Origin of the sequence: Corynebacterium aurimucosum (genome assembly GCF_030408555.1) — a bacterium.
GTDB lineage: Bacteria > Actinomycetota > Actinomycetes > Mycobacteriales > Mycobacteriaceae > Corynebacterium > Corynebacterium aurimucosum.
This window is the reverse complement of record NZ_CP047048.1, coordinates 1,915,357-1,933,738: the sequence shown is the minus strand read 5'-3', so window position 1 is coordinate 1,933,738 and position 18,382 is coordinate 1,915,357. Positions and strand designations below refer to the sequence as shown.

At 60.7% G+C, this 18,382-nt stretch carries 16 protein-coding genes; 11 read left to right on the top strand and 5 right to left on the bottom strand.

The annotated features are described in order from the left end of the window. Positions 1-21: 21 nt before the first annotated feature. Positions 22-1,425, top strand: coding sequence for an RNB domain-containing ribonuclease (locus CAURIM_RS09065; RefSeq protein WP_201827708.1), 1,404 nt, complete (start codon positions 22-24; stop codon positions 1,423-1,425). Here the strand turns inward: CAURIM_RS09065 and CAURIM_RS09060 are convergent. Further along, positions 1,422-2,693, bottom strand: coding sequence for a galactokinase family protein (locus CAURIM_RS09060; protein WP_201827710.1), 1,272 nt, complete (start codon positions 2,691-2,693; stop codon positions 1,422-1,424). The two genes, CAURIM_RS09065 and CAURIM_RS09060, sit on opposite strands and share 4 nt — an antisense overlap. A gap of 147 nt (positions 2,694-2,840) precedes the next feature. On the opposite strand from CAURIM_RS09060, the gene CAURIM_RS09055 reads away from it, so the two are divergent. Further along, the gene (locus CAURIM_RS09055; protein ID WP_070447463.1) at positions 2,841-3,029 is read left to right on the top strand and encodes a hypothetical protein; all 189 of its coding nucleotides are present in this window, start codon (positions 2,841-2,843) and stop codon (positions 3,027-3,029) included. 158 nt (positions 3,030-3,187) lie between these two features. Here CAURIM_RS09055 and CAURIM_RS09050 read toward each other — a convergent pair whose 3' ends face one another. Together CAURIM_RS09050 and CAURIM_RS09045 are read right to left on the bottom strand one after the other, a co-directional pair. Beyond that, positions 3,188-4,915 carry a CYTH and CHAD domain-containing protein gene (locus CAURIM_RS09050; RefSeq protein WP_201827713.1) on the bottom strand — a complete coding sequence of 576 codons (1,728 nt, stop codon included), beginning with the start codon at positions 4,913-4,915 and terminating at the stop codon, positions 3,188-3,190. Between the two features lie 109 nt (positions 4,916-5,024). Then, positions 5,025-6,101 carry a DUF2786 domain-containing protein gene (locus CAURIM_RS09045; RefSeq protein WP_201827716.1) on the bottom strand — a complete coding sequence of 359 codons (1,077 nt, stop codon included), beginning with the start codon at positions 6,099-6,101 and terminating at the stop codon, positions 5,025-5,027. A 198-nt stretch (positions 6,102-6,299) separates the two neighbouring features. Between CAURIM_RS09045 and CAURIM_RS09040 the strand changes: the two genes are divergently transcribed. The 4 genes from CAURIM_RS09040 to CAURIM_RS09025 all read left to right on the top strand — a co-directional run bounded on the left by CAURIM_RS09040 (position 6,300) and on the right by CAURIM_RS09025 (position 11,642). Then, the gene (locus CAURIM_RS09040; RefSeq protein ID WP_070719515.1) at positions 6,300-7,637 is read left to right on the top strand and encodes a glutamine synthetase family protein; all 1,338 of its coding nucleotides are present in this window, start codon (positions 6,300-6,302) and stop codon (positions 7,635-7,637) included. A gap of 7 nt (positions 7,638-7,644) precedes the next feature. After that, a complete protein-coding gene (locus tag CAURIM_RS09035; RefSeq protein WP_201827719.1) occupies positions 7,645-10,704 on the top strand; it encodes a bifunctional [glutamine synthetase] adenylyltransferase/[glutamine synthetase]-adenylyl-L-tyrosine phosphorylase in 3,060 nt (1,019 codons plus the stop codon). A 154-nt stretch (positions 10,705-10,858) separates the two neighbouring features. Then, positions 10,859-11,176, top strand: coding sequence for a hypothetical protein (locus CAURIM_RS09030; protein ID WP_070447443.1), 318 nt, complete (start codon positions 10,859-10,861; stop codon positions 11,174-11,176). A 34-nt stretch (positions 11,177-11,210) separates the two neighbouring features. Further along, positions 11,211-11,642: a hypothetical protein gene (locus CAURIM_RS09025; protein WP_236659246.1), complete on the top strand. Its 432-nt coding sequence runs from the start codon at positions 11,211-11,213 to the stop codon at positions 11,640-11,642. A gap of 311 nt (positions 11,643-11,953) precedes the next feature. Here CAURIM_RS09025 and CAURIM_RS09020 read toward each other — a convergent pair whose 3' ends face one another. Then, complete coding sequence (locus CAURIM_RS09020; protein ID WP_070447437.1) at positions 11,954-13,255, bottom strand: MFS transporter; 1,302 nt, start codon at positions 13,253-13,255, stop codon at positions 11,954-11,956. 38 nt (positions 13,256-13,293) lie between these two features. Between CAURIM_RS09020 and thrC the strand changes: the two genes are divergently transcribed. From thrC to CAURIM_RS08995, 5 genes are all read left to right on the top strand, one after another. After that, positions 13,294-14,739 carry a threonine synthase gene (gene thrC, locus CAURIM_RS09015; protein ID WP_201827722.1) on the top strand — a complete coding sequence of 482 codons (1,446 nt, stop codon included), beginning with the start codon at positions 13,294-13,296 and terminating at the stop codon, positions 14,737-14,739. Positions 14,740-14,743: 4 nt separating this feature from the next. Continuing rightward, complete coding sequence (locus tag CAURIM_RS09010; protein ID WP_168160911.1) at positions 14,744-14,896, top strand: hypothetical protein; 153 nt, start codon at positions 14,744-14,746, stop codon at positions 14,894-14,896. After that, positions 14,889-15,737 (top strand): S1 family peptidase, encoded by an 849-nt coding sequence (locus tag CAURIM_RS09005; protein ID WP_236659247.1) that lies wholly within the window; start codon positions 14,889-14,891, stop codon positions 15,735-15,737. The genes CAURIM_RS09010 and CAURIM_RS09005 overlap by 8 nt, the downstream gene beginning before the upstream one ends. Before the next feature lie 18 nt (positions 15,738-15,755). Next, positions 15,756-16,286 (top strand): NUDIX hydrolase, encoded by a 531-nt coding sequence (locus tag CAURIM_RS09000; protein WP_070643931.1) that lies wholly within the window; start codon positions 15,756-15,758, stop codon positions 16,284-16,286. A 128-nt stretch (positions 16,287-16,414) separates the two neighbouring features. Further along, positions 16,415-16,996 carry an META domain-containing protein gene (locus CAURIM_RS08995; protein WP_236659248.1) on the top strand — a complete coding sequence of 194 codons (582 nt, stop codon included), beginning with the start codon at positions 16,415-16,417 and terminating at the stop codon, positions 16,994-16,996. Between the two features lie 35 nt (positions 16,997-17,031). Here CAURIM_RS08995 and CAURIM_RS08990 read toward each other — a convergent pair whose 3' ends face one another. Then, positions 17,032-18,000, bottom strand: a complete 969-nt coding sequence (locus CAURIM_RS08990; protein WP_201827724.1) for a TDT family transporter — start codon at positions 17,998-18,000, stop codon at positions 17,032-17,034. Between the last annotated feature and the right edge of the window lie 382 nt (positions 18,001-18,382).

Below are 18,382 nucleotides of genomic sequence, written 5' to 3'. Positions count from 1 at the left end.
TTTTTGGAACAATGGGGCGGCATGAAACTGTATGCCGCGCCCTTGGACTTTCGGCCCATCGCTGAGGAGTTTTCTGTTCCGACCGACTTCCCAGAGGAGGTCACCGCACAGGCCGCGTCCGCGCAGGACCGCTATGCCGAGCAGCGCCGCGATGCCCGGGACATCCCGTTGGTGACCATTGACCCGGCCGGCTCCAAGGATCTGGACCAGGCCGTCTTCATTGAGGCGCGCGATGGCGGCTACCGCGTGCTCTATGCCATCGCGGATGTTGCCGCTTTCATCGAACCGGGCTCCGCGCTGGAGACCGAGTCCCTCAAGCGCGGCCAAACCATCTACCTGCCCGATGAACCGGCGCGGCTGCACCCGCCGGAGCTCTCCGAAGATAGGGCTTCGCTGCTTGCCGACGTCGACCGCCCCGCCGTCCTCTGGACCTTCAACCTCGACACTGCGGGTGAGGTAGAGGACTTCTCGGTGGAGCGCGCGCTCGTGCGCAGCCGCGCGCGGCTGGACTATGACCAGGTCCATAAGGACTTGGAGAATGGTGCGCTGCATTCCTCCATCGCCTTGCTGCCGGAAGTAGGAAAGCTACGCCAGGCCTCCTCGCTGCGCCGCGAGGCAATCAACCTGCGCCTTCCTTCGCAGCGCGTATCTGAAAGCAGCGATGGGGAAAAAGGGCACTACGAGCTGGTGATGGAGCCGCGCCATGAGGTGATGGACTATAACTCGGAGATTTCCTTGCTCACCGGAATGTGTGCGGGGCGGTTGATGGAAGAGCACGGAGTTGGTTTCCTGCGCACCCTATCTGCGGCCACCCCGGAGGCCGAGGAAACTTTTCGCTCGGAAGCGGAGGCCCTGGGCTTCGAGCTGGGGGAGCGCAGCATCTCGGAATTCCTCCACTCCGTGGATGCGGATTCACCGCGCGGGATGGCGGTGATGCGTGAGGCCCAGCGGTTGTTGCGGGGTGCGGACTACGTGTGGCTCGAAGATGGCCAAGCGGACGTGCACGCGGGAATCGGCGGCTACTATGCCCACGTGACCGCCCCGCTGCGGAGGCTTGTCGACCGCTTCGCCACGGAGGTCTGCTTGGCGCTGAGCGGTGGCTACGAGGTTCCGCAGTGGGTGCGCGAGCGCGCCGGGGATGTCATGTCCACGATGCGCTCAACATCGCAGTTGGCCTCCCAGGTGGATAAGGCGTGCTTGAACCTGACGGAGGCGACCGTCTTGGCGCCGTGGGTTGGCACCAACTTCGAGGCCGTCGTGGTTGATGGTGGGCCAAAGCGCGAGAAAGCACGGCTCTTCGTGCTGGACCCACCGGTGATTGGGCAGGCCGTAGGCCACCCAGAGACCGGCAAGGAAACGATGGTGTCCTTGGTGAAGGCCGACGTTGCGGAGCGCGATGTGCTCTTTGCCTGGCCGGCAGATTAGTCCTCGGTGATTGCAGAGCTTCCGGCAGAAAGCGGAATGACCATCAGGCCGTCCTCGGCCAAGTCGGCCGCGAAGTTTGTGGCCCTAGCGCTCGGCACGTAGGCGATGACGGCGGAGGATGTGCCGGCGTGAGCAGAGCGTGAGGCGACGGCACCGCGGGCGGTGGCCAGCTGCGCGAGTTTTTCTGCGGAGTTGAAACCATAGACGGTGGCCAAGGCAGACTGCGACTGTGTGAGCAGCGGGAAGAGCTCGGTGCCGCGGCGGGAACGCAAAGCACGAGCAATGCCTTCGGCGCGCTCAGTTTCCTCCGAGTAGAAGGTCAGCCATGCCGTGGCTTCGGCGATGGTCGGCTGGTTCTCGGTGCCGTGCACCTTGTGGACCGCGGCCAGCCACTCAAGGACGCGCTGGGGCGCATCCGGCAACAAGCGCAGCGACGGCGTGCCGAAGGCGCGGCAGGCGGCGTCGATGAACCGCTCGCGGGCGCGAATCTCCGTCACGGCCTCAGCGGAATCCACGTCTCCGGGCACGGCCAAGGCGAAGGCTGCAATGTCCTTGTTGATCATGTGGGGTGCCTGGGTCACGGAGCCGTCGGCGTAGTCGATGATGGTGATGGAATCACCTGCGCCGCGCAGGGCAGCGGAGTGACGAGCGCGCAGTGCAGGGAATCGCGCGAAGGTGCCAACCGCTTGGGAACAGACCTCTGCGATGCGGGCGCGCAGCGGGGCATCATGCAGATCATCCGCGGTGCCGAGCAACGCCAAAGCGGTGGCGATGTCGATCGCTGCGGCGGCGCCGAGTCCAGTTGAATCGGGGATGTCGTTGACCACGGTGATATCGGCACCAGCTGTCTCGCGGGTAAGAAGCTGGCGGTTGATCATGGTGTAGATGATGCCGCCGAGGCGCGCCGCGATAGCGCCTTCGGGTGCTGGGGGCTCGATGGGCTGGCCTTCAGAATCCACGCCGGGTTGCTGTTGTGCAGCGAGGGCAGAAACCTGTTCGAGGGAGATCTCGTCTTTAACGGTCTCTCCATTGGTGTGCTCGAGGTGAACCTTGACGAGTCCGTCGCTGCGGGGGCTGACAGCTGCTGCCGCGCGGATATCTGCAAGCCCCATGATGGCGATGCCGCCGTAGTGGTCGATGTGCTCGCCAATGAGTGCCCAAGTGGCGGGGGCGCTGGCGACGTGTGCTGATTCAGCGCCCACGTTCTCGCGGTGTGCGGCGCGAACGCGGTCGACGGCCGGGGTCGAAGGGGCAGTCCACAGGGGCATCGGGAAGGTTCTCCTTTGCTGGTGGCGATATCCTGCCAAAGAAGTAGCAGCAGGACTAAGTGACCTATCTATTCTAACGGGCATGGTACGTAGGCGGTCTGTAGTGTGGGGTGCACTGAGTGAGAGATGAAGAGAATGGAGAAAATTATGGCTGAGGCCGATAACAAGTGGTTCTATGACCCGTCCACCGGTGAGGTATCCCAGGGCAAGGTGTCCGGTTGGGAGAACCGCATGGGACCTTATGATTCCCGTGAGGAGGCTGAGCACGCCATCGAAATCGCGCAAGCACGCACCGCTGCAGCTGATGCTGAGGACGCCGCCGAGGACGATTACTAAAGCACCACACCGCCGAGAACGGCACGGCTGATTAAGAAACCCACTTAAGAAGTCCGCTCAACAGAAGCGGCCCACACCACCGCACGGGAGCGAAGGTGTGGGCCGCTTCGGCTTGTTGCCTCGCAGCGCAGGAAGACTAGAGGAGGAAAGCCAGCCGGCTAGCGCAGTTTCTTGCGCAGCGGCTTGAAAGCAGACTTGATGGCCTTGAAGCTATCCGAGTAGGCGTTGAGTGCTTCCAATCCGATGATGCGCTCACGCTGGTAGAGGAGGCCATAGCCGAAGGTGTCCTCACCACGGCGGCGTGCGCTTTCTGCCAACTCGAGCAGCTTATCGCGGGAGGTCACCGAATCCTGGAAGTCTCCCAAGACAGATTGCATCTGCTTGCAGGCCTTGTAGAGGTTCTTCGTCTTCAGCGTGGTAGCGGACCCAGCAGCTTCCGCGGCATAGCACAGCTTCTTCGCTGCCTTGCGCATATCGTGGAAATACTCCTCACGCTCGTGCAGCGTCAGCTCGGTGTTATCCCAGTTGGAGACGGCCTTCTTGTGGCGCTTGACCAGCTTGTCATAAGCCTGCTTGAGGTGCAGGGCCATCACCGCGTCGAGATCGTGGGGCTCGGCTTCCTCATCAGACTTGGCGTGCTTCGGCTCGTAGTCTTGTGCTGCTTCTTGTTCCTGAGCGGAATCAGTGGATGCCGACTCGGCGCTTTCAGAGTCTTCCGCTCCGCTATCCGCGGATGAGCTGTCTGAGTCAGCGGAGGTGTCTTCCCCGGCAACCGGCGGGTTGGCGAGGAAAGCGTCCAGTGCATCGAGCAGAGCTAGGTATTGGTCCGAATCGAGCGCGGCGATGACTCGGCGATGCGCACGGCGGTAGGCACGGCCCATGTCATGCGCAATGTGCTCGCGGGTAGCGTCATCGAGAACATCGGAGTCCTCGGAAGCGAGAAGATTCTGCCAACGTTCTTCCACGACCTCGGCATCACGGGCAACGCCCAGCATGGCCGCAAGCTCCTTGAGATCTGACTCGATGCGCTTGATCTCAGGGCCCACCACAATGCCGTGGAAGGTCTGCAAGTGGCTGCGCAATTCACGGGTAGCCACACGCATTTGGTGCACCGAATCCCACTCATCCCGGCGAACCCGCGGATCGAATTCGACGAGCTTGTCCCGATTAGCCTTCAGTGCCTCCACGACTGCCGCCGCGGGGGAGCCCGGCTCCACAGTGGACGCGGCGAGGGCCGGAGGCAGCTCGACGTTGTTGATGGAGTCTCCCAAAGCAGACTTCAGCTTGGACGGCGAGGAGGAAACCCGAGCTCCAGAACCGATCAATAGGGACGTGGCGTGCCGCAGCAGTTTGCTGCCTGCTTTGCTTCCTGGCAGGTCCCCGGCGAGCTCTACTTCCCACTCGCGCCACGTGTTCTGCGAACCACCCGGCAGGAAGGAGAACGCGGTGACATGGTCATCGCAGAACTCAGCAACTGGTTGCTCGTCTGCGTTAACGAGGAGCAACTCGGTGCGGTTGTTATCCACCTGTGCGATCGGCTCAAGAGGCTGGTTGCGCACTACCGATCGGACCTGGTGGAGCAACTCGTCCGGAACCTCGTATTTGCCGTCGATGGGCTCACCGAGTTCCGCGCGGATCTCAGTGCGACCTTCCGCACCGGGGATCTTGATGTGCCAGCCATCATCATTTCCGCCGGTGCGACGTCGCAGCGTGATCTTCGCGTGGGTAAGGCGGAGGTCCTCGGTGTCGTAGTAAATCGCGGACAACGAGTGGTGGCGGGTTTCTGCAACACGGGAAACCTCATCGAGGTGGGTGAGATCCGGCATGGGGGTGGTCTCATCCACGGCGAACTTGGCTTCGATTTCAAGGAACGTCTTTGGAGACATGTACACACCTTCGTCGGGGAGCGAATTGATAAAAAGGAGGCATCAAACCTCGGTACCGCCTTCTAGGTTACCTGGCTAGTAACGCAAATGTGCCTGCCATTAATCGTCCTTAGCAGGTGAGTTGGCGGCGTCCGTTAAGCCCCAAGGAATCACCTCCCAAGTGGGACTTTTCTGCAGCTGATGCGCCGGCGGATACTCCTGCGTGGCTTCTCACCGCCAGGGAGACGGTGCGCGCATTGGGGTAGATTCGATCAGTCACTGCTTCGGCGTTGCGGCGGCGTTCTTCGACTGCCGATAGCGATTGCTGAGCCAGGGTAATTTCGTCTTGCCGAGTGCTGGGGCCGCTTGGTGCCGAAGCAGTCCCTTCTACGTCGTGGGAGAACAGCTTTGAATTTGCTTCCTCCAATAACTCACCGATACGGGTGGCATAAGACAGAATGAAGCTTCGGCGGAAAGACGCCACATTGCCAAGCTGGCGCGCACTCTCGGCGTGTTCGCCGTGGTGCATATGCCATTCACATTGCCGTAGAAGTGAGGCGAAAAGATCAGTGACGTGGTGAACGTCCTCTTCAGCGCCAATGACGGTGACAATCCCTTTGGGATGCAGCCTGAGGGCGGTGCATCCGTTCCGATCCGCAATGACGCTGAGCAGAGTGGTTTTGTGGTTGATATAGGGAGCGCTGATATGGATGCGTGTGGATACCACCGTGTCCGAGGAACTAGTCAGTGTCTCCTCGAGGCGGTGCCGTTGTTGCAGGCTCTGCGCTTTGGCGATGAGCGCGCTGGCTTCTTCTTCATAGGGAGTGGATTCTGCTTTTCGCAAAAGATGAGAGATTTTGGCGCGGATCCTATCTTCCTTGCTGTCGCGGGATACCCGAGAGTCGGTTCGTTGGGCCGCTAGCACTTCAACGTCCCGAAGGGGTGGCAGGAAAGTGATTGCTTCAATAAGTCGCATAAGGTCATCGGTCGGCATGGTCATCGAGGCAGGCGGGGTAGTACTCAACCATTCCTTGCGCAGCGCAGTGGAACTAATCTGTGCGGGAACATGAGGGGCGGCGCGATAAATGAGTGGGTGGCAAAAACTACCCAGGACATGGAGCAGGTCTTTAGGCGACCATCCTTGCTGGGCTGCTTGGCTAATGAGCTCGATTCCTCGCTGGCTCAGGGTTGCGTGGTGTGTGTTCATGGCTGTTTCTCATCCTTCTTTATGGGTACATCTGTTCGGTTGTGTGGCCATTCCAGCATGTGAAGCCGACAGGGGTCAGGGGAGTCGAAAGAATTTGCCCCCGAGATACTCTTGTCAACTGGGTTAATAAATGTCGGTGCGGGGGCAAAAGAAGAAACTTTCTCCGTGGCTTCGGTGCGCGGCGGTAGGGTTTAAAGCATGAACAGCCAACACGAATTCGTCCTTCGTACAGTTGAAGAACGCGATATCCGCTTCATTCGCCTCTGGTTCACTGACATCTTGGGGGCGCTGAAATCGGTGGTAATGAGCCCCTCAGAGTTGGAATCCGCCTTCGAGGAAGGTGTTGGCTTCGACGGTTCTTCAGTGGAAGGGTTCTCCCGTATTTCGGAGGCCGACACCATCGCGATGCCGGACCCTTCAACCTTTCAGATCATGCCCTTTGACAAGGAAGAGCCCGAGCTTCTCTCGGCGCGCATGTTCTGTGACATTACTCAGCCCGATGGGCAACCTTCGTTGGTGGACCCGCGCCACATCCTGCGCCGTCAGGTAACCGAGGCGGCCAATGAGGGATTCACGTGCAAGGCATCTCCTGAGATTGAGTTTTATCTCCTTGAGGACGCGCGCGATATCAACAGGCTTGTTGCCACCGATAACGGCGGCTATTTCGACCAAGCCACGCATGATAACGCCCCGAGCTTCCGGCGCCGGTCAATGTACGCGTTGGAATCAATGGGCATCGCCACGGAGTTCAGCCACCATGAGACCTCACCTGGCCAGCAGGAGATCGACCTCCGCCATGCTGACGTATTGTCGATGGCGGACCACATCATGACCTTCCGCTACCTCATCAAAGAGGTTGCCTCCCAGCAAGGAGTGCACGCGACGTTCATGCCCAAGCCTTTCGAGGACCGCTCAGGCTCGGGCATGCATACTCACTTGAGCCTTTTCGAGGGAGATTCCAACGCCTTCCATGACCCCGATGATGAGATTTCGCTGTCCAGCACAGGACGGCAGTTCATCGCCGGCATTCTTGAACACGCAGTGGAGATGACAGCGATCACCAACCAGTGGACCAACTCCTATAAGCGCCTGATGTTTGGCAGCGAGGCTCCAGGGTCAGTGACGTGGGGAATCTCTAATCGTTCTGCGCTGGTGCGAGTTCCCACCTACCGCCTTTCCAAGGAAATGTCGCGCCGAGTTGAAATCCGCTCGCTGGATTCAGCGATGAACCCTTACCTGGGTTACGCGGTGCTCCTTGCCGCTGGTTTGCGCGGAATCAGAGAAGGCTATGAGCTAGGGGATCCGGCCGAGGATGACGTCCACCAGCTGACCCACCGCGAGCGCCGTGCGATGGGGTACAAGGATCTGCCGAGCAGCCTGGACCAAGCCCTCCGAGAATTTGAACGCTCCGAGTTTATGGCGGAGGTCCTCGGTGAACACGTCTTTGAGTACTTCCTGCGCTCAAAGTGGGATGAGTGGCACGAATACCAGCAGCAGATCACCGCATTCGAATTGCGCAACAACCTGAATTTCTAGGAGAAGTATGCGTCCAGCATCAGTACCGTCCCCAGCTACTCTTGGTCTGACCCGGCCAACTGCTGCGGAGGATCTATCCCGCCTCGGGTGGGATAATCCGGAGTCCCTAGAACTGTTGTGGACACTGGCCGGAGCAGGCGATCCCGATATGGCCCTCAACACGTTGATGAGGATCGTCGAGGGGGCGCCTGAGATTGGCCCGGCGATGCGCGAGGACGAAACATTCCGGGTGCGACTCATCGCCCTGCTGGGCGGCTCTTCGGCATTCGGTGATCATCTCGCTGCACACGCAGAAACCTGGCACGAGCTGCAGCGGGCGCTGCCGACTCCTACCGAAATGCTGCACACGCTGCTCACAGAGGTCGGGGCGGAACCTGCGACATACGTTGAGCAACCAGACCAGCCTGACACCGCGAGCCCCGACCTGACGTCTCCCGGCACCTACCGGGCAGCACCGGGGGACCACAAAGCACCACTCAAAGTGGCCTACCGAACACTGATGATGCGCATTGCCGCCCATGACCTCGCAGGTACATTTCACTCGCGCAAGGGCCAGTCACGCCCCCAGCCGCGAGTTGGTTTCCGGGAGGTCACTAGGCTGACCACAGCCCTCGCAGATGCCGCCTTGACGGCAGCACTCGCCGGCGCGGTCCGGGTGGTCTATGGGGATGAAGCACTCGATGCGCAGCTGGCCGTCATCGCGATGGGCAAGTGCGGCGCGGGCGAATTGAACTACATCTCCGACGTGGACGTGGTCTTCGTAGGCTCCGAGGCGACACCACGGATCACCCGCCTAGCGTCGGAGTTCAACCGGATTGGCTCGGCCTGCTTCTTCGAGGTTGACGCCAACCTGCGCCCGGAAGGTAAATCCGGTGCCTTGGTTCGAACGCTGGATTCACACGTGGCCTATTACAAGCGGTGGGCAGAAACCTGGGAGTTCCAAGCGCTGCTGAAGGCACGGCCGCAAACCGGCTATCTGCCCTTAGGCACGGACTACCTGGAACAGATCGGGCCGATGGTGTGGACTGCGTCGCAACGGGAGTCCTTCGTGGAAGACGTTCAAGCTATGCGCCGCCGCGTGCTGGATAATGTCCCCGAAAAGATGCGCCTTCGAGAGCTCAAGCTGGGGGAGGGCGGCCTGCGTGACGTGGAGTTCGCCGTCCAGTTGCTGCAGTTGGTGCACGGGCGCTCGGATGAATCGCTGCGCACGCTCGCCACGGTCGATGCACTGGCAGCGCTCGTGCGCGCCGGGTATGTCGGACGTGAAGACGGCACCCAGCTCATCGAGGCCTACGAGTTTCTGCGTTTGCTTGAGCACCGCCTTCAGCTGGAGCGTTTCCGCCGTACCCACACCTTGCCGGAGAAGGACGACAACAAGGCGCTCACGTGGTTGGCCATCAATTCAGGCTTTCACCCACAGGGGCATCAGTCGGCAGCGGACCAGATGAATACCCAGCTGCGGAAGATTCGCCTGCTTATCTCTGAGCTCCACTCGCGCTTGTTCTACCGCCCACTGCTCAATTCCGTGGCCTCGATGTCGGCGGATGAACTCAAGCTCTCCCGCGAAGCCGCGCTCTTGCAGCTGGCGGCACTGGGCTATCGCCACCCAGACCGAGCTTTTGAGCACCTCACCTCCCTCGCCGCGGGGCAATCGCGCAAGGCGCGCATCCAGGCCATTCTGCTGCCGACGTTGATGGAGTGGCTCTCCAATACCGCTGACCCGGATATGGGCCTGCTGAATTACCGCAAGCTTTCTGAGGCAGCTTATGACCGGACGTGGTTTTTGCGCATGCTTCGTGACGAAGGCGTTGTTGGCCAACGCCTCATGAAGATTCTGGGCACCTCGCCCTTTACGGCGGAGCTCATTATTCGCGCCCCGGACGTCGTCAAGCAGCTCTCCGATGGCGCGGCAGGGCCCAAGCTGTTGGAAACCAAGCCCGAGCAAGTGTCTTCCGCCTTGATTAATTCCACCAAGCGCCACGCGGACCCAGACAAGGCAGTATCGGTTGCCAGATCCCTCCGCCGCGCAGAGCTAGCGCGGATTGCCGCTGCTGATTTATTGGGCTTCTTGCCGGTTCAACAAGTGTGTTTTGAACTGTCCACCATCTGGAATGCTGTGCTGGAAGCCGCGCTGCGCGCCGAGGTCAGGGCGTGGAGGCTGAGCCATGAGGATGCCGAACCACCAGCCCGCATCGCCGTGATTGGCATGGGGCGGCTCGGTGGTATGGAGCTGGGCTTTGGTTCAGATGCCGATGTCATCGTGGTGGCGGAGCCAACAGGAGATAATGCCGAAGAAGAAGCTCTGCCATGGGCCATCGGCATCATTGAGAAACTGCGTCGCCGTCTGGCAAAGCCTTCCGGGGATCCGCCCTTGGACGTGGACTTGGGCCTGCGGCCAGAGGGGCGCTCGGGAGCGGTCGTGCGCTCGATCGAATCCTATGAGCGCTATTACTCGCAGTGGGGCGAGCCTTGGGAGATGCAGGCTTTGCTCCGCGCGGCCTTCGTGGCAGGAGATGAGGAGGTCGGTACACGTTTCCTCACCATGGTGGATGCCTTCCGCTATCCGCCGAAGGGCGTGAGTGAGAAGACGATTCGTGATATCCGCCGAATGAAGGCGCGCGTTGATAACGAACGCCTCCCGCGCGGCGCTGACCGCAATACCCACACCAAGCTGGGGCGCGGTGGGCTAACGGATATCGAATGGACCGTTCAGCTGCTCCAGATGATGCACGCCCACGAGGTTCCGGCGCTGCATGATCCGTCCACGCTGCGGGTGCTCGATGCCCTCGAGGACAATGAGGTTATCCCTGTCGAGCAAGTGCAGGAGTTGCGGGAGGCTTGGCTCTTGGCCACCGATGCCCGCAATGCGCTCGTGCTGGTGCGCGGCAAGCGCGTGGACCAGCTTCCGGCACCGGGCCCGCAGCTGGCGCAGGTGGCCGGCGCGGCCGGGTGGGAGCCCGAGCGTAATCAGCAATTCCTGGAGCATTACCTCAAAGTGACCAGGCACGCGCGGAAGATAGTGGATGAGGTGTTCTGGGGTGAAGCAGAATCCTTCGAGCATGACTAGCAGAAGGCAGTTGCTCCGCCCCTGACCCGCACCCTGAGCTCACCCGGATCTTTCCCTGACTTTGGAGCAAGCCCCTGTTCTATCAGGTGATCAGCCGATAGCCTTAGGTGGCAGTGAACAGTCATTATCCCCGCGCCGCACAAAGGAGCACACCATGAGCCTGAACCTGTCCCTCGACCTCAACGATGCCACTCTTGCTGATCTCGACGCCTTCCTCTCCGCTGCCCGCGCGGCTGGGTGCGACCCCGCCGCTGCGCTGAGCGTGGAGGGGACGGTGATGCGGTTGGACGTCGACAAGCCGCGCGTTGTCTCGACTGAGCCGAAGCCTGAGGGCACGCGCCGCAACAGCCTGGATCGCTCCGTGGCGGAGTCCACCATCCGCTCCATCATCGATGCGCTGTCCGAGCGCCTCGATTCGCCGCACCCGCCGCATGGAAATTCTTTTGGTACCTTTGGCCCCCGCGCGGATTAAGCCGCGAATGTGAGAGAAGTCTAAAATTGTGGTCGTGAAGTCCAAGCAGATTATCGCCGTATGGGTCCTCGTGGTGGTGGCAGTCATCACCGCCGTCGGCGCGGGCTGGTGGGCTACGGAGCGGTACCAAGTGCCGGAGGGGGCATTGACGGTGGAGCAGGTGGTCGACGGCGGCGTCCCACAAGATCCGTCGGTAGGCGCCGAGCTTGACCCGGCTGAAAAGGATCGCATTGTCTCGCTGGCGGAAGCACTGGGGATTCCATCGGAGTCAGTGCCACGCGGACTTCTGTCGGTGGCGTCGGATAGGTACCGCTCCCGTCAGATGCTTGAGGCTGATTTGGAGAAGGCCGTCGAGGCAGGCGCCATCACGAAAGATGATGCGAAAGGTGTCCTCGCCGCCTTCGATGCCGGTGTTGTCGCCCCGGTGGAAGGTCCGATCTACGTAGAGTCGACCCCCGCAGAATAAGTCTGCCCGCCACTCTCGTTGAGTGCGCTGCCATGGAGCCCACAGGGACTGGCAGGTGATGCGCAGTCAATGAGGATTTGCCTTGCAGCCGTAGCTCTTAAGCTCACACGCACAGATAACGAAACGATAAAGGTTGGTGCGTTGAGGTGGAGAAACGACGAAAATTACGCGAGCTGCTCAGGACCGCAGTGGGGGTGAGCATCGCCGTTCTCGTCCCCATCGGCGGCGGGATCGGGGTCTTTGAAGTGGCCAATGGGCTGCCCCTTGAGGCGCCGTTGAGCGCCTTGGCCTTTCAGTAATTCAGCCCTTTACTAACCCACTTGCACGATTCTGGCGTGCGGCCCTTCCTCCCCGCCCCGGCTGCGCAGGATGTGGGTGATGAGAACACCCACGATGCCAATGCACCACACGCCAAAGACAGCCCAGGCAGCAAGCCGGAAGTCATAGAAGGGATAGTCCGGCCCATTGCCCAAGTGATCGAGAACCATGCCGACGAGCTGGGCGCCGATGACCGTGGCAATGAAGCCGCCCATGTTTCCCAGACCCGTCGCCGTCGCGACGACGCGGCGATCCAGGTTTTCACGGACAATGTCGAATCCATAATTTGCCACCGGTGTGCACAGGGACACCACGCTGATGAGGATGAACAGTGAGAGGTAGCTGCCGCCAAAGAGGAAGAACAGGACCCACACCGCGCAGTGGATAGCCACAAACCCCAAGGCCAGCCAGGGACGGAAACCCCGAGCTCGGGAGGATAACCGGCCGTGCAAGGGACCAACCAGCACCATGCACACGCTAAACCACGTCAGGACCCAGCCGGCGCTAGTCTTAGAAAAATCCATGCCCGCGGTCATCAGGGGCACTCCCCACAGCATGACAAACACGTTGGTGGCCCCCAGACCAATCCAGTGAATGAAGAATGCCTGCCAGGCTACGGGGGAGAGGAAAACGGTAGATAACAGTGCGGCAGTGCTCTCCGGCTTCGCGTTCGGTTTTTCCTTTGGCTTGGGCACGATGCCGAGTGATTCTGGGGAATCCGCAACCGCCACCGCGGCCGCAACGGCGATGAGAATGCCCACCGCACCCAAGGTAACGAAGGCCATGGTCCACCCGCCCCAGCCCAGCAGAATGGCAAAAGGCAAGGCAGACATGAACTGACCGAGCTGCCCCAGCGACGAGGTGACCTGGGTGAACATGGGGGTCCGGTGCAGCGGGAACCAATAGGGCAGGATGCGCATCACGGAGAGGAAGGCGGTGGCATCGCCCGCGCCAATGAGCAGCCGGGCGGCGATGGCTACCCAATAATTACTGGTGAAACCGAGGACCACCTGGCCTATGCCCATGATGACGGAGCCAATGACCAGCAAGCGGCGGGGTCCGAACCTATCAATGAGCATGCCCGTAGGGATCTGTGCCAGTGAATAAATACCCAGCTGCACAGAGGTGAAAACAGCAATGCGGGAGGCATCGACGTCGAAGCGATCGATGGCTTCAAGCCCCGCTACGCCAAAAGATGTGCGGCCGGTAATTGCCACGATGTAGACCAACACCGCAGCTACCCACACGGAGAGAGCCTTAGTGGTAATTACATTGCGAGGATGAGGGACCGACATGGCTGATACTTTACGCGGCACCAACTAAGATGCAGGGGGTGAAGTACATTTCGACCCGCGATACCGACCGCCAGCCCGCCTCCTTTACGGATATCCTCCTCGGCGGTCTGGCCCCCGATGGCGGCCTCTACCTGCCGGAAACTTACCCCCGCATCGATGACGCCACTCTGACTAACTGGCGCCAGACCTTGGCGGAGGGTGGCTACGCGGCCTTGGCCGCCGAAGTGCTCAAGCTTTTTGTGGATGATATTCCCGCCGAAGACCTCGAAGGAATTGCCCAGCGCGCCTACACTTACCCCAAGTTTGACCACGAGGAGATCGTCCCCGTCAGCGAACTGGGGGAGGGCCTTTACATTGGCCACCTCTCTGAGGGGCCGACGGCCGCCTTCAAGGACATGGCCATGCAGATGTTGGGCGAGCTCTTCGAATACGAGCTGGCCCGTCGCGGCGAAACCCTCAATATTCTGGGCGCTACCTCTGGCGATACCGGTTCCTCGGCGGAGTACGCCATGCGCGGGCGCAAGGGCATCCGTGTCTTCATGCTGACCCCGGCCGGGCGCATGACGCCCTTCCAGCAGGCCCAGATGTTCGGCCTGGATGATCCGAATATCTGCAATATCGCCCTCGACGGCGTCTTTGATGATTGCCAGGACGTGGTCAAGGCTGTTTCGGCCGACGCTAATTTCAAGGCAGAGAACCGCATCGGCGCGGTCAACTCCATTAACTGGGCTCGCCTCATGGCGCAGGTGGTCTACTACATCAATTGCTACCTCAAGGTCACTACGGAAAACACGGAGAAAGTCTCCTTCAGCGTTCCGACCGGTAACTTCGGTGATATCTGCGCCGGCCACATCGCCCGCCAGATGGGCCTGCCCATTGATCGTCTCATCGTCGCGACCAATGAGAACGACGTGCTCGATGAGTTCTTCCGCACCGGCAGCTACCGCCCGCGCTCCTCGGAGCAGACGTACAAAACCTCCTCGCCGTCGATGGATATTTCCCGCGCCTCGAACTTCGAGCGCTTCGCTTTTGATCTGCTGGGCCGCGATGCCGCACAGATTAAGGAGCTTTTCGGGACGAAGGTGAAGGAAGGCGGGTTTAACGTCGACAAGCAGGCGCTCGACGCCGCCCACGCGGAGTACGGTTTCCTGTCCGGTTCCTCCACCCACGCGGACCGCCTCGCCACCATTAAGGATGTCCACGAGCGCTACGACGTGCTGGTGGACCCGCACACGGCTGACGGCATCAAGGTCGCCCGCGGGGTACAGGAAGAGTATGGGGTCGACACCCCAATCATCTGCCTGGAGACCGCCCTGCCGGTGAAGTTTGCGGAGACCATCAAGGAAGCCATTGGCAGCGAGCCGGAGGTGCCGGAGCGTTTCGCCGAAATCCTTGAAGCCGAGCGTCACGTCACCGACCTGCCAAACGATGCCGCGGCGGTGAAGGATTACATTACGCAGTACATTAAGAGCACGGAGGTTTAAGCCAATGGCACAGGAACAGTTCTCGGGCCCAGAGTACTTTACCGAATTTGACCCAGAAAAGTTCATCCGTGACATGAAGCAGGTCGCGGAGATGGAGAAGGAAAATAAGGAGAATAAGGCGAACGCGGGTGAGGCTGCACCAGAAGAGGATGCCTAGGTTTCTCCTGCTTGGGGCACTCAGCACAGCAGCTCTGGCGGCGGCTGGGTGCACGGTGCACACGGGCGTTGAGCCCGTTCCCGAGGCCGCCTCACATCCGTTCGAGAACGCCACTATTGAGCCGCCCCCGCCGCAAACACACACTCCGGGTGCGTCTCCGGTGCCGCCGGGGGCAGCATTGGATATCTCTAGCATGCAGCCCGTTCCCGGCGAAGCCTTCGACTTCAACCTCTGTACGGTGGCATGGAGCTTTGTGCTTGACGACGGCCGCACCATCGCCGTTACCGCCTCCCATTGCGGTGAGCCCGGGGATACGGTGTGGGCGGGTGCCGCGGACGGGGAGTTCATTTACCCGGCCGAGCCCGTTGGCAGCATCATCTACTCCGACCTCAGCGCACCGGACACGCACCAGCTTGATTTTGCCTTAGTGGAGATAACGCGGCAGGCGGAGTTTTATGTTCCGCAGGACATGCCCACCAGCGTGGTCGCGGCCGAGCAGGAGGAACTTCCCGATGAGGTGTGCAAGCTGGGGCGCATCACCGGTGAGACCTGCGGCCCGCTCACACACGGAGAGGGACACGGGAAACTCCAGTTTGGTGAGCGCACTGTGGATACTATCTCTGCGCGCGCCCACGTCTGCTCCACACACGGTGATTCCGGCGCACCGGTCTTTGGCGCGCCGGGCAGCCCCTATGAAGGCGTGATTGTGGGAGTTCTGTCCGGTACGACGGAAGCGGCCGCGGGTAGCGAGGGTTGTGCTCACGGCTCGGAGGCAGAGATGTCTTTTACTCCCGCCTCTGACATTGAGGCGCTCCTGCCGGAGATTCTGGCGCAGCTCTAAGACGCTAAGATAAAGCCCATGCCCACTCCTGATTATATTGTGTCCCTGCGTGAGAAAATCGGCCACGAGCAGCTCTTTTTGCCCGGCGTGACCGCGGTTATTGTGCGGGCCGTGCCTACCGGCTCCGCGATCTGGGAGCTGCCATCGGTCCTGCTTGCTCAGCGTGCCGATACTGGTGCGTGGGGTCCTATCTCCGGTATCTGTGAGCCGGGTGAGGAGATTACGGCGACCGCACTGCGTGAAGTTAAAGAAGAGATTGGTCTTGACGGGCGCATCGAAGCGCTTCTTGGGGTGGGGCAGGTGGGCCCAGTGACTTACCCCAATGGGGACAATTGCATGTTCATGGATACCGCCATTCGCGTTTCCGTGCCGGATGATGCGGAGCCGGTCATCTCCGACGAAGAAAACCTTGCCGCGCAGTGGTTCTCCGTGGCGCAGATGCCGACGTCCGTCAGCGCCCGCCACCGCATGATTATCGGGGATGCAGTGGCGCAGATGAAGCACCCGCAGGGCTTCCGCCCGCGGATGGGCTACGTTAAGCGCACTTAAACTCCAGCGCAGTGCCGTTTTCTGAGGAGCTTGCCTGTGGGTTTAGAGTGTTGGAGTTGCCGTAAAATATCATCAGAAACGCATGATATGGGTTGATGCTGCCGGTGATGCTCGATAGCTTCGGGGCCATGATTTCACGCATACTGAAGAAAGTAACCACTGCAACCGCGTTCGTCGCCCTCGCCGGCGGCGTCCTGGGTGCCGGTACCGCCGGTGCGCAAGAGATGTCCTCCGCCGACTCCGTGAAGACCAGCCAGATCCAGGAGCTGAGCTCGCGTCTGTTCGGTGACTCCTTCTCCTCCTCCAAGGATTCGGAAGCACCGGAAGGCTCTGGCTTGATTGAGAAGTACGAGGACGTCGACGGTCTGCAGGATAAGCTGCCAGCTGACGAGGCCCAGAAGGTTCTCAACGGTACTTTCACCGCAAAGAAGAACCCGGACATCTCCGTGACCTTCAATGAGGATGGCACGCTGAACTTCAACGATGGCTGCAATTCCGGTGGTGGTAGCTACACGCTGGATCAGACCGATGCCATCGTGGTGGAGAACCTGAATTCTACGATGCGTGCCTGCGGCCCGGATGAGATGGCCGATGCCGATGCGCTCAACGCCATCCTCTCCGCCAAGCCAGTGGTCATCCCCGTAGAGGGCAACACCTTTGCGCTGGGCAGCCAGGGCCAGGTCATTCAGTTTGAGAAGGCCGAGAACTAAGGCTTCCTAAGCATCCAAATTTTCGCGTGGCGGGGCTAGTCCGAGACTGGGCTGGCCCCGCTTCGCTGTGCGCGCCGGCCTTTGATGATCCAGCTAATGAAGCGGCAGGAGCAGGCAGACCAGTGCGCGATGAGGAGTACCGGGATGCTGAGCGCGATGAGGTCTAGGAGCTCAGAGCCATTTACCAGCGCTATCTGGTGCCCGCCCATGCTGACCGTTCCCGGCGGAAAGGTGCACGCCCACCACGCAGGCGAGTAATCCACCCAGCGAGCCACGTTGGGGTAGAAGGTGACCATGGCATAGAGCGCGAGGGGAATGGCGATCACCATTGCGGTAAGCCCGTAATAGACAGAGAAGCTACCGGGATAGAGGATCTGCATCGCGGTAGTGGATTGGCCCACCACGCCCAGCGGAACCCAGGCCGTCGCGGAGTTGGCGCCGGTGAGATTGACCTTGCCCTGCCAGGCGGCCCAGTACACGCGGATGAAGATAGGGACCGCCGTAGAAAGCGACATGACAAAAAGAACCGTGCCCATGACGTGGTATGCATGGCCATAGTCCAAGGCGAGGAAGCCGGCTACGGAGGAGGAAATCATGGGGCCGACCAGCGGCAGGCCCCAGGTAAACCGCGGCTGGCCGTCGAAGCGGGTGAGCTGAATAGCCCAGGTGATGACGGTGACGGGGCCGCCTATCCAAAAGCCCACTAGACGGAATGTTCCGATATCCGTCAAACCCGACAGTGCTGCGCCGAGCGCCAGGATGCCGATGAAGTACATGGACCATTCCGCCATGGAGGTCCGGGCAAAGCTGGGCTGGCGGTAGACCGCGAAACCTACTGTCAGCACGAGGAGGATGACGCAGGACAGTGCTGCGAAAACAGCGGAACCTGTCAGCATGCCTTCCTCAACGAGCAGCCGGGAGACGATGGAGGTGCCCATGAGGCTGCCGCCCCACGCGGGGCCGGGCGGTGGCAGTTGGCGGAATTTCTCAGTCACAGCTGGCATGGTAGCTGCATCCACCAACTACTGTCCTATTGCTGTGCTGAACTTTGCGGAATCGGTCTCTTGTGGGGTGGGCAACCTGCCCGTATATGCCTGCTAGCTTTGAGGATCGGGCTCGCGGGGTTACGGAAGCTTGGGTTTGTTATAGGTTTGAGTCAGGTCCTTCAGGCACATCCGCGCGTCGGGCCTGTATAGCCGGCATGTACCACGTTACAGCGGCTGCCAGGATAGCCACTGCGGAAGCGCTCCATGTGAGAAACTCATCTGGGGTAAACCACCATGCGGTTACAGCGAGTGCACCGAGCACGAGCCATAAAGCGGGGATAAGGGGGCTAGGGTTTTCCACCCATGGTTCTTGGGGGAACCGGCTACGCGCTTCGCTACG

What these genes read in the sequence shown, in the direction of transcription:
- CAURIM_RS09065 (WP_201827708.1), top strand. Translation starts at nt 22, where the DNA reads ATGAAACTGTATGCCGCGCCCTTGGACTTTCGGCCCATCGCTGAGGAG.
- CAURIM_RS09060 (WP_201827710.1), bottom strand. Translation starts at nt 2,693, where the DNA reads ATGCCCCTGTGGACTGCCCCTTCGACCCCGGCCGTCGACCGCGTTCGC.
- CAURIM_RS09055 (WP_070447463.1), top strand. Translation starts at nt 2,841, where the DNA reads ATGGCTGAGGCCGATAACAAGTGGTTCTATGACCCGTCCACCGGTGAG.
- CAURIM_RS09050 (WP_201827713.1), bottom strand. Translation starts at nt 4,915, where the DNA reads ATGTCTCCAAAGACGTTCCTTGAAATCGAAGCCAAGTTCGCCGTGGAT.
- CAURIM_RS09045 (WP_201827716.1), bottom strand. Translation starts at nt 6,101, where the DNA reads ATGAACACACACCACGCAACCCTGAGCCAGCGAGGAATCGAGCTCATT.
- CAURIM_RS09040 (WP_070719515.1), top strand. Translation starts at nt 6,300, where the DNA reads ATGAACAGCCAACACGAATTCGTCCTTCGTACAGTTGAAGAACGCGAT.
- CAURIM_RS09035 (WP_201827719.1), top strand. Translation starts at nt 7,645, where the DNA reads ATGCGTCCAGCATCAGTACCGTCCCCAGCTACTCTTGGTCTGACCCGG.
- CAURIM_RS09030 (WP_070447443.1), top strand. Translation starts at nt 10,859, where the DNA reads ATGAGCCTGAACCTGTCCCTCGACCTCAACGATGCCACTCTTGCTGAT.
- CAURIM_RS09020 (WP_070447437.1), bottom strand. Translation starts at nt 13,255, where the DNA reads ATGTCGGTCCCTCATCCTCGCAATGTAATTACCACTAAGGCTCTCTCC.
- CAURIM_RS09010 (WP_168160911.1), top strand. Translation starts at nt 14,744, where the DNA reads ATGGCACAGGAACAGTTCTCGGGCCCAGAGTACTTTACCGAATTTGAC.
- CAURIM_RS09005 (WP_236659247.1), top strand. Translation starts at nt 14,889, where the DNA reads ATGCCTAGGTTTCTCCTGCTTGGGGCACTCAGCACAGCAGCTCTGGCG.
- CAURIM_RS09000 (WP_070643931.1), top strand. Translation starts at nt 15,756, where the DNA reads ATGCCCACTCCTGATTATATTGTGTCCCTGCGTGAGAAAATCGGCCAC.
- CAURIM_RS08995 (WP_236659248.1), top strand. Translation starts at nt 16,415, where the DNA reads ATGATTTCACGCATACTGAAGAAAGTAACCACTGCAACCGCGTTCGTC.
- CAURIM_RS08990 (WP_201827724.1), bottom strand. Translation starts at nt 18,000, where the DNA reads ATGCCAGCTGTGACTGAGAAATTCCGCCAACTGCCACCGCCCGGCCCC.